The sequence below is a fragment of the Cobetia sp. LC6 genome (assembly GCF_030264805.1).
Taxonomy (GTDB): Bacteria; Pseudomonadota; Gammaproteobacteria; order Pseudomonadales; family Halomonadaceae; genus Cobetia.
In genome coordinates, this window is the sequence record NZ_JASSPL010000009.1 from 22,347 (window position 1) to 35,324 (window position 12,978).

Annotated in this window: 12 protein-coding genes; 7 read left to right on the plus strand and 5 right to left on the minus strand. The window is 63.2% G+C overall.

Going from position 1 to position 12,978, the window contains the following annotated elements:
• Nucleotides 1-54: 54 nt before the first annotated feature.
• On the minus strand, nt 55-1,446 hold the full coding sequence (locus tag QQF40_RS11515) for a class II fumarate hydratase (RefSeq protein WP_285461420.1): 1,392 nt from the start codon (nt 1,444-1,446) through the stop codon (nt 55-57).
• Between the two features lie 452 nt (nt 1,447-1,898).
• Between QQF40_RS11515 and QQF40_RS11520 the strand changes: the two genes are divergently transcribed.
• Together QQF40_RS11520 and nadB are read left to right on the plus strand one after the other, a co-directional pair.
• Complete coding sequence (locus QQF40_RS11520) at nt 1,899-3,221, plus strand: FUSC family protein (RefSeq protein ID WP_285461421.1); 1,323 nt, start codon at nt 1,899-1,901, stop codon at nt 3,219-3,221.
• Entirely contained in the window at nt 3,218-4,924 is a 1,707-nt protein-coding gene (gene nadB / locus QQF40_RS11525; RefSeq protein ID WP_175089344.1) for an L-aspartate oxidase, read from the plus strand. The genes QQF40_RS11520 and nadB overlap by 4 nt, the downstream gene beginning before the upstream one ends.
• Before the next feature lie 53 nt (nt 4,925-4,977).
• On the opposite strand, the gene QQF40_RS11530 is transcribed toward nadB, so the two are convergent.
• Complete coding sequence (locus QQF40_RS11530; protein WP_285461422.1) at nt 4,978-5,841, minus strand: hypothetical protein; 864 nt, start codon at nt 5,839-5,841, stop codon at nt 4,978-4,980.
• Nucleotides 5,801-6,076 carry an FAD assembly factor SdhE gene (locus QQF40_RS11535; RefSeq protein WP_043335628.1) on the minus strand — a complete coding sequence of 92 codons (276 nt, stop codon included), beginning with the start codon at nt 6,074-6,076 and terminating at the stop codon, nt 5,801-5,803. Before QQF40_RS11535 ends, QQF40_RS11530 begins: the two co-directional genes overlap by 41 nt.
• Nucleotides 6,077-6,345: 269 nt before the next feature.
• Here QQF40_RS11535 and QQF40_RS11540 point away from each other — a divergent pair, with 269 nt between their 5' ends.
• From QQF40_RS11540 to lapB, 3 genes are all read left to right on the plus strand, one after another.
• The gene (locus tag QQF40_RS11540; protein WP_043335630.1) at nt 6,346-6,642 is read left to right on the plus strand and encodes an integration host factor subunit beta; all 297 of its coding nucleotides are present in this window, start codon (nt 6,346-6,348) and stop codon (nt 6,640-6,642) included.
• A gap of 224 nt (nt 6,643-6,866) precedes the next feature.
• Nucleotides 6,867-7,172 (plus strand): lipopolysaccharide assembly protein LapA domain-containing protein, encoded by a 306-nt coding sequence (locus tag QQF40_RS11545; protein WP_054555462.1) that lies wholly within the window; start codon nt 6,867-6,869, stop codon nt 7,170-7,172.
• The gene (gene lapB / locus QQF40_RS11550) at nt 7,173-8,351 is read left to right on the plus strand and encodes a lipopolysaccharide assembly protein LapB (RefSeq protein WP_175089339.1); all 1,179 of its coding nucleotides are present in this window, start codon (nt 7,173-7,175) and stop codon (nt 8,349-8,351) included.
• Nucleotides 8,352-8,499: 148 nt separating this feature from the next.
• Here the strand turns inward: lapB and QQF40_RS11555 are convergent, their stop codons facing one another.
• Nucleotides 8,500-9,963: a sodium-dependent transporter gene (locus QQF40_RS11555; protein WP_285461423.1), complete on the minus strand. Its 1,464-nt coding sequence runs from the start codon at nt 9,961-9,963 to the stop codon at nt 8,500-8,502.
• 449 nt (nt 9,964-10,412) lie between these two features.
• On the opposite strand from QQF40_RS11555, the gene QQF40_RS11560 reads away from it, so the two are divergent.
• Together QQF40_RS11560 and QQF40_RS11565 are read left to right on the plus strand one after the other, a co-directional pair.
• Complete coding sequence (locus tag QQF40_RS11560; protein WP_285461424.1) at nt 10,413-11,066, plus strand: potassium channel family protein; 654 nt, start codon at nt 10,413-10,415, stop codon at nt 11,064-11,066.
• Nucleotides 11,063-12,457 (plus strand): TrkH family potassium uptake protein, encoded by a 1,395-nt coding sequence (locus QQF40_RS11565; RefSeq protein ID WP_285461425.1) that lies wholly within the window; start codon nt 11,063-11,065, stop codon nt 12,455-12,457. Before QQF40_RS11560 ends, QQF40_RS11565 begins: the two co-directional genes overlap by 4 nt.
• 146 nt (nt 12,458-12,603) lie before the next feature.
• Here the strand turns inward: QQF40_RS11565 and ihfA are convergent, their stop codons facing one another.
• Nucleotides 12,604-12,960, minus strand: coding sequence for an integration host factor subunit alpha (ihfA, locus tag QQF40_RS11570; protein ID WP_107336300.1), 357 nt, complete (start codon nt 12,958-12,960; stop codon nt 12,604-12,606).
• Nucleotides 12,961-12,978 lie beyond the last annotated feature (18 nt).

Here is a 12,978-nt window from a genome sequence, read left to right on the forward strand (position 1 = left end):
GGGGCGGGCTTTTCGTTCAGGGACAGGCGGAATTTTTGGTCATGTATTGACGACTTACTGGATACCGCCCGCCGTCAGCTTGGCCGGGTCGAGCAGACGCTCCAGCTCCTCGCGTGACAGCTCAGTCTCTTCCTCGGCCACATCCAGAATCGGACGCCCGGCCTGATAGGCCACCTTGGCCACTCGCGCCGCCTCGTTGTAACCGATCACCGGATTGAGCGCCGTGACCAGAATCGGGTTCTTGGCCAGCGGGGCCTCGATGTTGTCCTGGCGCACGTTGAAGGTGGCAATGGCCTTGTCCGCCAGCAGGCGGCTGACATTGGCACTCAGCGTGATCGAGGACAGCAGATTGTTGGCGATCAGCGGCAGCATGACATTGAGCTGGAAGTTGCCGCTCTGCCCGGCGATGCCGATGGTGGCGTCATTGCCCATCACCTGCGCCGCCACCTGAGCAGCCGCCTCGGGGATCACCGGATTGACCTTGCCCGGCATGATGGAGCTGCCCGGCTGCAGAGCCTCAAGCTCGATCTCGCCCAGCCCTGCCAGCGGGCCGGAATTCATCCAGCGCAAGTCGTTGCTGATCTTCATCATCGCCACGGCGTAGGTACGCAGATGGCCGGAGAGCTCGACTGCCGTGTCCTGGGAGGACAGCGCCGCGAAGAAGCTCTCGGCGGGGCGGAAGGCATGCCCGGTCTGGTGTGAAAGGCGTTCAGCGATGCGCTCGGCGAATTCCGGATGCGCGTTGATGCCACTGCCGACGGCGGTGCCGCCCTGGGCGAGGCGCTCGAGGCGCGGCAGCACCTGCTCGATACGCTCGATGGCCTGTCCGACCTGCGCCTGCCAAGCACCCAGCTCCTGACTCATGCGGATCGGCATCGCATCCATCAGGTGAGTGCGACCGGTCTTGACGACGTCGTCCACCTCAGAGGCCTTACGGGAGATCACCTCATGCAGATGGCGCAGCGCCGGCAACAGGGTGTCCGAGACAGCGATGACGGCGGACAGATGAATGGCTGTCGGGATGACATCATTGCTCGACTGCCCCATGTTGACGTGGTCGTTGGCACCGACGCTCACATCCTTGTCGCCCAGATGCTGATTGGCAAGCTGCGTCAGTACCTCGTTGACGTTCATGTTGGTCGAGGTGCCGGAACCGGTCTGGAAGACATCGACCGGGAATTGATCGGCATGCTGGCCGTCGATGACCTGGCGCGCCGCCTTGATGATCGCCTCGGCACGCACGTCATCCAGCAGCTCCAGGTCACGGTTGACCTCGGCCGCGGCCAGCTTGATGCGCGCCACGGCGCGAATGAAGGCAGCAGGCAACGGCTGGCCACTGACGGGGAAGTTATCGACCGCTCGCTGAGTCTGGGCGCCATAGAGTGCGCTTGCCGGCACTTCGAGTTCACCCATGCTGTCGCGTTCACGGCGGGTCTGGCTGCTCATGCTTGTCTCCCTGTGCTGTTGCATATGACGTCGCACCTGGCTGGCGTCACTTATGGGCGGCTGGCAATGACGTGATCGATGACCTGATCGCCAGCTTCAATCCCCTGATGATCAGTTGGGGACGTACAGGATACCAATCAAGCCGCTTGATGGTAGTGATTATCAATAACAATCACATATTCATTGCCGGGCTCCGTCATCACACGGCCTGCAATCTTTCGGATCCACCCTTGCAAGATGGCTCCTCACCAATCCTCTGTTACGCAAGACGAGGCCTCGGTTACACTGTGCAGCGCTTCAACCATGGCCATGGCCCCATGGCCACGCCTCATGAATCCTGTCGACGGAATGACCGCGAACCTGATGTCCACCTCTTCGCTGCTGAAACCCGCCGTGTGTGCGGTGTGCACCATCCCTCACTTCCTCGTGCCTGTCGGAGGGGAAATCGCGTCATGAAATGGTTATCGCACAACCCTTACTTCACCTACCTGCACCGCCAGCGCCTGCATATCCTGCGTGTGACCGTCGCTCTGACGCTGTGCTTTTCGATCATCGAGCTGTTCAGTCTGCCGCACAGTTCCTGGGCATTGGTCAGCACCGTGATGGTCATGGGCAATCTGCCCCACGTCGGCGGTGTCATCGACAAGGGCTGGCAACGTCTGGTCGGCACTCTGCTTGGTGGCCTGTGGGGCCTGATATTGATTCTGGTCGCCGAGCCACTGCCGGGCGTGGTGCCATTCTGGAGCATCGTCGGCATCGCCCTGGCGCTGAATGCCACCTTCAGCAACCGCTATGGCTACAGCTCGCTGCTGTTCTGCGTCACGCTGCTGATGGTGATCGGTGATGGCAATCATGATCTCGGCATCGGGCTGTGGCGTGTCTTCAATGTGGTGCTGGGCACCCTGATCAGCATCGTGGTCAGCATGGTGCTGCTGCCACAGAAGGCGACGGATGTCTTCCGCTTTCTGCTGGCCGACAACCTCGACAAGCTGGCACGCCTCTACCACGGCCATACCAAGGCCGAGCGTGAGGGCGTCAATGAGGGGCTCGCGCTGGTGCGTGCCACCTCGGCACAGCTGGTCAAGCAGCGCGGGCTGGTCGATGCCGTCGCTCAGGAAGGTCGCATCAATCGTGCCGACATCGAGGAAATCCTGTCCTTCGAGCGCCGCATGATCTCGACCATCGAACTGCTGCAGGAAACCCACTGGAACACCCGCGAAGGGCATGAATTCATCGAGGGGTTGGATGGCCTGCGTGATGCCCAGCATCGCCTGGCCCGTGCCCTGGGGACCCTGGCCTTCCAGGTACGCACCGGCCAGAGCATCGAGCTGACGGTGACGCCCTTTGACCTGCAACGCTATGCCGATGTTCGCAATGTCGAGAGCCGCAACGGCCGTGCGCTGTTCAGCCCGGCAGGCTACCTGTGGCTCAATCGCGAGCTGGCACGCCTGACCGAAGCCCTGGGCGAGCGGCTGGCCTTGCTGGAGCGTCTGCCGAGCCAGCGCCTGCAGCGCCGACTGCCGGGCCATGGCCTGATCAGTGATGCGCGCCGTCTGTTCCTGCCGGAAGACCCGACGCCGGGCGATACGGCAGCCCCCACCAGGCGCGAGAACAGCGCTGGCAGGCAACACTCTCCGGCCAGCAAGGCGCCGGCCAGCAAAGCGACGGCGAGTGATGACAGCAGCAGTGATGACACCTTCAGCGATGAGCCAGACCGCCGCGACAGGCGCCAGCCAGACTCGGGCGGCAATGAGACTGCCAGGAAAGATACATGAACTCAGTATCCGGAGTGACTCCCGCAAGCCAGCATGATGTGCTGATCGTCGGTGGCGGCGCGGCAGGTTTGACCCTGGCACTCAGCCTCGCCAATCGCCTGCTGCCCGGCCCGCGCACCCGCCGCGTCACGCTGTTGCGTCCAGCGCGTGAGGCACAGGGTGCCAGCCGCTGGGCACAGGGCGGTATCGCGGCGGTGCTGGCGCCAGAGGACGATGTGGAGTCCCATGTCGCAGACACCCTGATTGCCGGCGATGGCCTGTGCAACGAGCGCGCGGTGCGCTTCACCGTCGGTCACTCGCGGGAGGCGATCGAATGGTTGATCGCGCTCGGCGTGCCCTTCACCCCGGCCGATGCCGACGCCAGCTACCCCTTCCACCTTACCCGCGAAGGGGGGCATGGCCGCCGCCGCATCATCCACGCCGCCGACGCCACCGGGCGGGCGCTGCTCGACACGCTCAGCGCCCACGTCGAAGCTCACCCGAACATCGAGATTCTCGAAGACCTGCTGGCCGTCGACATCGCGATCAACGCTGGCCGCGCCAGTGGTCTGTGGGTGATGGACAGCACGGGCCAGCGCCAATGGCTGGCAGCCAATGACCTGGTACTGGCCACCGGCGGCGCCAGCGGGCTGTTCGCCCACGCCACCAGCCCGAGCGCCAGCGTCGGTGACGGCATGGCGATGGCGACCCGCGCCGGCGCCAGCCTGATGAACCTGGAGTTCCAGCAGTTTCATCCCACCTGCCTGTATGATCCCGATGGCACGCCCTTTTTGATCTCCGAGGCGGTGCGGGGCGAAGGGGGGCTGCTGCTGCGCCCGGATGGGCATCGCTTCATGGCCGATCATGACCCTCGCCTGGAGCTGGCGCCGCGTGATGTCGTGGCACGCGCCATCCTCACCGAGATGCGCACGCACGGTCTCGAGCATGTCTGTCTGGATATCAGCGCGCTGGGCGCCGAGGCGATCGAGCACCACTTCCCGACCATCGCCGAGCACTGTCTGACGCGCGGGATCGATATTCGTCATGCACCGATACCCGTCGTCCCTGCCGCCCACTACAGCTGCGGCGGCATCGCCACCGGGCTGGATGGCGAAAGCGACCTGCCGGGGCTCTGGGCCATCGGCGAAGTCGCCTGCACGGGCCTGCACGGCGCCAATCGCATGGCCAGCAACTCGCTGCTCGAATGCCTGGTGCAGGCGCGCGCCTGTGGTGAAGCACTTGGGCAACTCCACCGCGCCGACGAGCCACGCCTGACGAGCACGCTCGACTCGCTGATGCCGCAACACGCCACCCTGCTCACACAGCTTGCCGACAATGGTCAGGTCTGGCGCTGCGTGATGCGTTTGAGCGCGGACGAGGCACGCACGCGCCTGCACAGCTTGCGCCAGCTGATGAGTCTGCAAGCGGGAATCGAGCGCAGCCAGCACGGCCTGAGGGAGGCGTTGAAGCAGATAGCACAGTGGGTATCGCTTGAGGCGGGACAGGCGGCAGAGAGCGAGCAGCACAGGCAAGCTTCAGTGCCGCGGGCAGGGCTCGATCATCTTGCGCTCTATCAGGCCTTGACGCTGGCACCGCTGCTGCTGCTCTGCGCCCATCAGCGTCACGAGTCACGCGGCCTGCACTTCATCCGCGACTTCCCGATGCCGGCGCCGCGCGCTCGCGATAGCATCATTCGGCTCTCGGCCTTCGCTGCCGCGACCTGAGCGGTTTATGCGAAGCGCCATGAGAAGGACCATGAAAAGGCTCATAAGCAGGCTCAGCGTGCATGGCCCCCTTGGGCAGCGACGCGCCGCAGGGTATCCAATGGCGGTGGCTGACGCGGCAATCCATGCGGCAAGGGCGGCCACAGCAACCACAGGCGCAGCTGGTGAAGATCTTCGCTGGAGGCGCTATCCGGCCACAGCCATACCCGCTGGGTTTTCAGGTGCTGCTGGTCCGCGCCCTGCGCTCTCAAGCCCTGTAGCCCCATCCCCTGTGGCCCGAAGCCCTGCGGCGAGATCTCGAGCCCGATCAGCCGCGGCGAGCACCACAGGCAGCGCACGGTGACGGGCTGCCAGCTGCGTGAGGCACCATCGGCCCACCACCAGCAGAGCTGCATCTCCGGGTGACGATGGCGCGCATCTGAGGCAGGCGGGGTGTCACTGGCTTCGGTCTCGGCTTCGCTTTCTGCTTCGGTCTTGGCTTCAGCCTCATGCTCCGGCACTGGCGCCTGGCCACCGCTGGCAAGCGCCGCATCAGCGCAGAGGCTGCCCCCCAGGGCCAGCCAGACTCGCGCCTCGGGGTCCTTGAGACGCCGCCGAGCCTGGCGCCACCAAGATACCAGCTCTCCGGCCTGCAGCAGCCAGCCCAGCCCCACCACGCTCAAAAGCGCCATGACACCATCCGGCAGCTGAGCGAGCCCCTCAAACGCACAATGCCCCGCCTCGAAAGGCAGGGCATTGCGCAGGAATTGCCACTGACAGGTCCACCACGTACTGACAACGAACTGGCCAGTCGCCAGCTCGGCAAGCCAGACCCACAAGGCGAGACTCGCCGCCAACAGCCCGACGCGCAGGCTGGCGTGGGTCGCGAACGCCTGCCTAGAGGCCCTTGAACTGATCGCGCTCGCCATTCTCGGCATTGGCGATCACCATATTGATCAGGCGCTGGTACTCGGCATTGCCGCACGGGTCGCGCTTCATCAGCCACACGAAGAGATCCTGATCCTCTTCGGCCAGCAGCTGCACATAGAGCGCCTTGTCGTCTTCGCTCAAGGCGTCGAAACGCTGCTCCAGAAACGGCAGCAGCAGCAGATCGAGCTCCCACATGCCGCGACGCGAATGCCAATGCAGCCGCTTGCGAATCACATCTTCCATTGCCTGAACCTCAGTCGTCACATCAATGCGCGCAGTATACCCGAGGGGGGCGTCAGCGGCATCCGTTGACCCGTTGCTCGGGCAGGAATTGGCAATCCGTGCCGTGATCGGCAATGATGTCCCTAGTGCGTTGTTTTCTCAGGATTTGCCCATTATGCTGAGGAGATAACAATCACAAGGATGCGTGTGCCTGTCCGGTGACAAGAGGTCGCCCGGCTGACGCATCACGAACGCCTTTCGCGAGAAAGGTGCAGGCATGGAGAGATCCGATGACCAAGTCCGAGCTGATCGAACAGATAGCCATGCGACAGCCTGAGTTGTCGCTCAAGGATGTAGAGGCCGCGGTTCGCATCATCCTCGATGATGTGACAGACGCCCTGGCCCACGGCGGTCGCGTCGAGATTCGCGGTTTCGGCAGCTTCTCGCTGCACTACCGTGAGCCACGACTGGGGCGCAATCCCAAGACCGGCGAGCCTGTGGATCTGGATGGCAAGTTCGTCCCCCACTTCAAGCCCGGCAAGGAGCTGCGCGAGCAGGTCGATGCCAGTCGCGCCCTGGGGTATTGACCACAGTGATGATGACGATGCGACTGACTGACAGCGCTGACCGTAGATGAACACCCGGCGTGACAGGGCTGGCGGGTTCAGTGCCGGCAGACACCCGCTCAAGTCCTGATACCAGAGACGACAGCCACCCACCTCACGGCGTCGCCGCCAAGACTCGCGCGATGGGCAGTGATACACTCGCTCCCAGATGATTCACGACTGCATTTCATGACAAGGAAACCGTTATGCGTTGGCTAAAAGGTCTCGTTCTGGCCGTGATCCTGCTGATCGTCCTGCTGGTCGGTATTCTCTTTGCCGTTCACAACCAGCAAGCCGTGCCCCTCGACCTCATCTGGGTAGAGCTGCCTGCTGCGTCCCTTTCCATGTGGCTGCTGTTCTCGCTGGCCGTCGGCGTCGTGCTTGGCATGGTCGCGATGACCGGCATGTATCTGCGCCTGCGCACGCTGTTGACCCGTGCCCAGCGTCGCAACCAGCAGCAACGCAAGGAACTGGACCAACTGCGCATCCAGGAGATCAAGGAAGTGGCATAAATGCCTGATCTGATATTGCTGGGATTGCTGATGGCGGCCATCGCCATCGGATTCTGGCTGGGGCGGCGTGATCGTCGCCCCGATGAACAAGCACCGGCTCCTGCCACCCTGTCCCGCGACTACTTCGTCGGCCTCAATCATCTGCTCAACGAGCAGCCTGATCGTGCCATCGAAACCTTCGTTCAGGCCCTGGAAGTCAACAGCGACACCGTCGATACCCACATAGCGCTGGGCAATCTCTATCGCAGTCGCGGCGAAGTCGATCGTGCCGTCAAGATTCACCAGAACCTGCTGGCCCGCCCTGCCCTGGATAGCGAACAGAGCGAGCGTGTCCAGCTGGAACTTGCCCGCGACTTCATGCGCAGCGGTGTCTATGACCGCGCCGAGAAGCTGCTGGAAACTCTCCTCAAGCAAGCACAGCACGACAGTCATCGGCGTGCCGGCCGCCGCCTGTTGATCGACCTCCTCGAGCGGGAGCGCGAGTGGGAGGCCGCACTCGAAGTCGCTCACGCCATTCTGCGTCAGGAAGGCGGCATCCGCCGCGCGGCGGCCCATTGGCACTGCGAACTGGCCGCGCTGGATATCGCCGAAGGCAGCCAGGCGATGGCCCGCAAGCGCTTGAAGCAGGCGCTTTCCACCGACGAGAAATGCGTACGCGCCAACTGGATGCTGGCCGAGATCGAATTCGATCATGCCAACTACAAGCAGTGCATCCGCCTGCTGCAGCGCATCCCACGTCAGGACACCGGCTTCACCCCCATCATTCTCGAGCCACTGGGCAACGCCTTTCGCATGCTGGATGACGAGAGTGGCCTGGTGCGCCTGCTGCATCAGGAAGTCGAGCGCGCGCCCTACACCACGACCGTCATCAGCCTTGCACAATTGATCGAGCGTCGCGAGGGTGTCGAGGCCGCCGCCAGCTTCGCCAGCGAGCAGCTGCATCGTCACCCCAGCCTGCGTGGTGTCGACTACCTGCTCGATCTCTACCTGCTGGATGCCGACGAGCGCGAGACCGAGCGTTTCAATCTGCTCAAGCGCCATACCCAGCAGCTGATCCAGGCGCGTCCTCGCCATCGCTGTCATCGTTGCGGCTTCGAAGCCTCGATGCTGCTCTGGCAATGTCCGAAGTGCCGCCACTGGGGCACGGTCAAGCCGATCACTGGCCTGGAAGGCGAGTAATGGCGCCAACTGGTGCACAGCTACCCGCTGACAGACAGGCCACAGATACCAGAACGAAAAGCCCCCTGCAGCTACGCTGCAGGGGGCTTTTTCATGCCGCCTTGATGACTACCGGACTGACGCTATCGAACTGACGCTAGCGATCATATCAGCCCTGCCCGACGGTGCGCTCGCGCAGACGCGGCGAGAGCAGCTCGCCCACGAGACAGGCTGCCAGGATGACAGCCACGAAATACGGCCAGTCGCCGAATGACAGTTCTGCGACACCCAGGGCATCGACGAAGATCGCCAGGATGCAGACCGGGCTGACATAGCGAATCATGAACAGCCACAGACGATAGCCGGCGTCGCTCAGATTCAACTCATCGCGCAGCATGCTGCTCTTGAAGACGAACCCGGCCAGCAGCGCCATGGCGATGCCACCGATCGGCATCATCCAGCGCGAGGTCAGGTAATCGAGCCAGTCGAAGAAGTGCTTGCCGGCCAGCGTCCAGTCCGCGCCGAGATTGAACGACAGCATCGCGAACATCGCCACCAGCCACAGCACACTGCCGGCCAGCCACGAAGCCTTTGCGCGACTCATGTTGCGGTTCTCGCTCAGCCAGGCGACGGTCGCCTCGATCATCGAGATGGCGGAGGTCAGGGCGGCGATCGAGAGCATGGCGAAGAACAGCACCCCGAAAAGCTGCCCGAAGGGCATCTGGTTGAAGGCCACCGGCAGGCTCATGAAGATCAGCCCCGGCCCGGAGGATGGGTCCATGCCATTGGCGAAGATGATAGGGAAGATCGCCAGACCCGCCATCAACGCCACCAGAGTATCGGCGATCGCCACCGTGAAGGTGGTACGGGCGATGGAGGTGCCCGACGGCAGGTAGGAGCCGTAGGTGAGGATGGCGCCGGAGGCCAGTGACAGGGTAAAGAAGGCATGTCCCAGCGCGGCCAGCACCCCTTCGCTGCTCAAGCGCGTGACATCGAAATCGAACAGGAAGTGGAAGCCTGCCGAGAAGTTGCCCGAGGTCAGGGCGTAGCCGATCATGATCAGCAGCATGATCACCATGCCCGGCATCATCCAGCGCACACTCTTCTCGACACCTTCCTGCACCCCGCGCCCGACGATCAGCATCGTCACCACTGTCACCAGCGTGGCCCAGCCGCCCAATGCCCAGGGATTGGCGTTGCCGGCCTCGAAGATGGCGCCCAGCTCCGCGACGCTGTGTCCGGACAGCGCACCACTGGCCATCTTCCACAGGTAACTGAACGACCACCCCGCGACCACGACATAGAACGACAGGATCATGAAGCCGGCCAGCATCGCGATCCAACCGAAGACCTTCCACAACGGACTGGCCCCCGCTTCACGTGCCAGATTGGCAATCGCCTCGATGGGGCTGCCGCGCCCCCGCCGCCCGAAGGAAATCTCCGCCATCATCACGGGCACGCCCACGGCGAGAATGCAGGCCAGATACACCAGCACGAAGGCACCCCCGCCATACTCACCGGTGATATAGGGAAACTTCCAGATATTGCCCAGCCCTACTGCGGAACCGGTAGCTGCAAGGATGAAGCCCCAGCGACTGATCCAGAGATTCTTGGGTTGCTGTCTTGCCGTCATGGAATACCTTACAAGTTATTGTTGTGAGCCAGTGGTGATCGACGCAACGCCTGGCCGTCTTGGGTGCTCACACAGACCATTTTACTGATATGAAGCATGTTCGTCCGCGATTCCCATCGAAAATCACCACGATTCCCTCAGAATTCCTCTGCGAAAACGCCATCACCACACGACGGCAATCACTCTACATTAGATACTCCAACTTGGTAACATTTGAAACGATAATGACCACCCAGGGCTGGCAAGCAACCTACCCTGAGAGGAACGACGCCGCAAAAGGACCCGACATCACCGCATCACTGGAGTAGGCTCATTCAAGAGACGCAGACCAGAACGCTCTGGCTAGAGAGGTCTGGGCCTGAGAGTGCTGGGACCTGAGAGTGCCTGGCCAGAAAGCGTCTGGACAAAGAGCAGCTGGCCTCATCTGGCAGCGCAGACAAGGAGGCGTCATGCATCGTCAATTCGCGGTTATCGGACTGGGCTATTTCGGCAGCACCGTCGCGCGGGAACTCAGGCGCCATGACCATGAAGTGCTCGGCGTCGACGCCGATGAGAAGCGTCTCAATGCCGTGGCAGACCTGCTCAACCAGGCCGTGATCGCGGACCCCACCGATGAACATGCCCTGCAGGAGTTGGGGCTTGAACAGTACGATGCCGTCCTGATCGATCTGGCCGACTCGATGGAACAAAGCCTGATCTGCGCGCTGCTGGCCAAGGAGCTTGGCGCCAGAGAGCTGTGGGTCAAGGCCACCTCGGATGCACACCACAAGCTGCTCAGCCGCCTGGGGGTCGATCACATCGTGCATCCCGAGTACGACCTGGGCGTGCGCGTGGCGGAAAGCCTCGCCTACCATGCCATGGTCGACTTCATCCATCTCGGCGATCACCAGTTCGTGGTCGAGCTGGAGGTCAGTGCCCGGCTGGGCGATGACTGCCAGCAGCTCGATCAGCTGCCCATCGATGGCGACATCAGCGTGATCGCGCTGCGCAAGGGCAAGACCCTCGATCGCCAACCCTCCGGCAGCACGCGACTGTCCACCGGCGACCATCTGGTTCTGATCGGCGAATTGAGCGCGCTGCGCAAACTGGGGGCTCATCTATGAGGCAGCGCTACCGGCGCTATCTCCGCCCCCTGACCCGCACCCCACGCGGGCCCATCATCCATCTGTCGCCGCTGGAGATTCTGCTGAGCGGCTTTCTGGGCCTCGGCATGCTGGGCGCCTGCCTGCTGAAACTGCCCGGCATGCATCAGGAAGGCTTGAGCTGGCTGTCGGCGCTGTTCACCGCCACCTCGGCCGTCACGGTCACCGGCCTCTCCGTCACTCCGCTCAGCGACTTCACCCTCGCGGGCCAGACCATCGTACTGATACTGATCCAGCTCGGAGGCCTAGGCTTCATGACCATTGCCGCCCTGTCGCTGGTGATGCTGGGCCAGCGCCTGCCGATGCATCAGACCAGCCTGCTGCGCGAGGCGCTCAATCGCAGCAGTTCACGCGAGATAGGCCGCCTGCTCAAGATCATCACCGCCTTTGCACTGACGCTCGAGCTGGCAGGCGCTTCCTTGCTGGCGATGGACTGGGTGCCCGAGTACGGCTGGCAGGAGGGGCTCTGGCTGAGCCTCTTCCACTCGGTCTCGGCCTTCAACAATGCCGGCTTCACCCTGTGGCCGGACAGCCTGATGCGCGAGGCGGCCAATCCCCTGACCAGCGGCGTGATCGGAGTCCTGTTCATGACCGGCGGCATCGGTTTCGCCGTCATCGGCGAGCTGCGTGAGCGGCGACGCGAACATGGCTGGCGCGTGCTGCTGCAACCCTCGCGCTTTTCGGTGCAGACACGCCTGGTGATCGAAGCCACCGTGGCACTCAACCTGCTGAGCCTGGTGATGATACTGGCGCTCGAGTGGCGCAACCCCGGCACGCTGGGCGCCATGGCCAGTCATGGCGAACGCCTGCTCGCCGCCGCCTTCATGGCCATCACACCGCGCACCGCCGGTTTCAGCGTCATCGATACCGCCGAGATGACGCAAGCCTCGACCCTGTGGACCATGGCGCTGATGTTCATCGGCGGTGGCAGCGGCTCGACGGCCAGCGGAATCAAGCTGACCACCTTCGTGGTGCTGTTGCTGACCACCCGCGCCTTCCTGCGCCGCGAACCCTCTCCCACCCTGCATGGCCGCCGCATCGGCGATGACACCGTCTTCAAATCGATCGCCGTGGCACTGGCGGCGATGCTGCTGATCTTCAGCATGCTGTTCGGTCTGACCATCACCGACCCGGACCACGCCTTTCTGTCACTGGCCTTCGAGACCGTCTCGGCCTTCGGCACCGTCGGCCTGAGCCACGGCCTGACGCCCGAGCTCTCGCCCGGCGGGCAATTGCTGATCATCACGACCATGCTGCTGGGTCGCACCGGACCACTCGCCCTCGGCTACCTGCTGGCGACCCGCAGCCGCCCCGGCATCAGCTATGCGCGTACCGAGCTCTCGATCGGCTGATGTGCATGTGCACGGGCGATGGCGCGCGGCTGATGGCACACCACAGACGACACCTCAGAACGACGAAAGCCCCGACGCTGGGCATCGGGGCTTTCGTGAGCATGGTCACCCGCTCAGGGAGCGGCGGGTGAGGTCAGGCAATGACCTCAGTGATCATCATCATGATCATCGTGGTCATCATGCTCTTCAAGACGCTGATGTGCGTGCGTCTCGCCATCGTACTCATCCACTCGGGCCTTGAGCTTCTGACCTGGGCGGAATGTCACCACGCGACGCGCGGAGATCGGAATCTCCTCGCCTGTCTTGGGATTGCGCCCCGGACGTTCGCGCTTGTCACGTAGATCGAAGTTGCCGAAACCGGACAGCTTCACCTGTTCATTTTCCCGCAGGCAACCGCGAATCTCGTCGAAGAACACCTCTACCATCGACTTGGCTTCGCGCTTGGACATGCCGAGTTCTGCGTGCAGATGCTCGGCAAGTTCCGCCTTGGTCAACGCTCCCATGTCCGCTCCCTCGTTCAA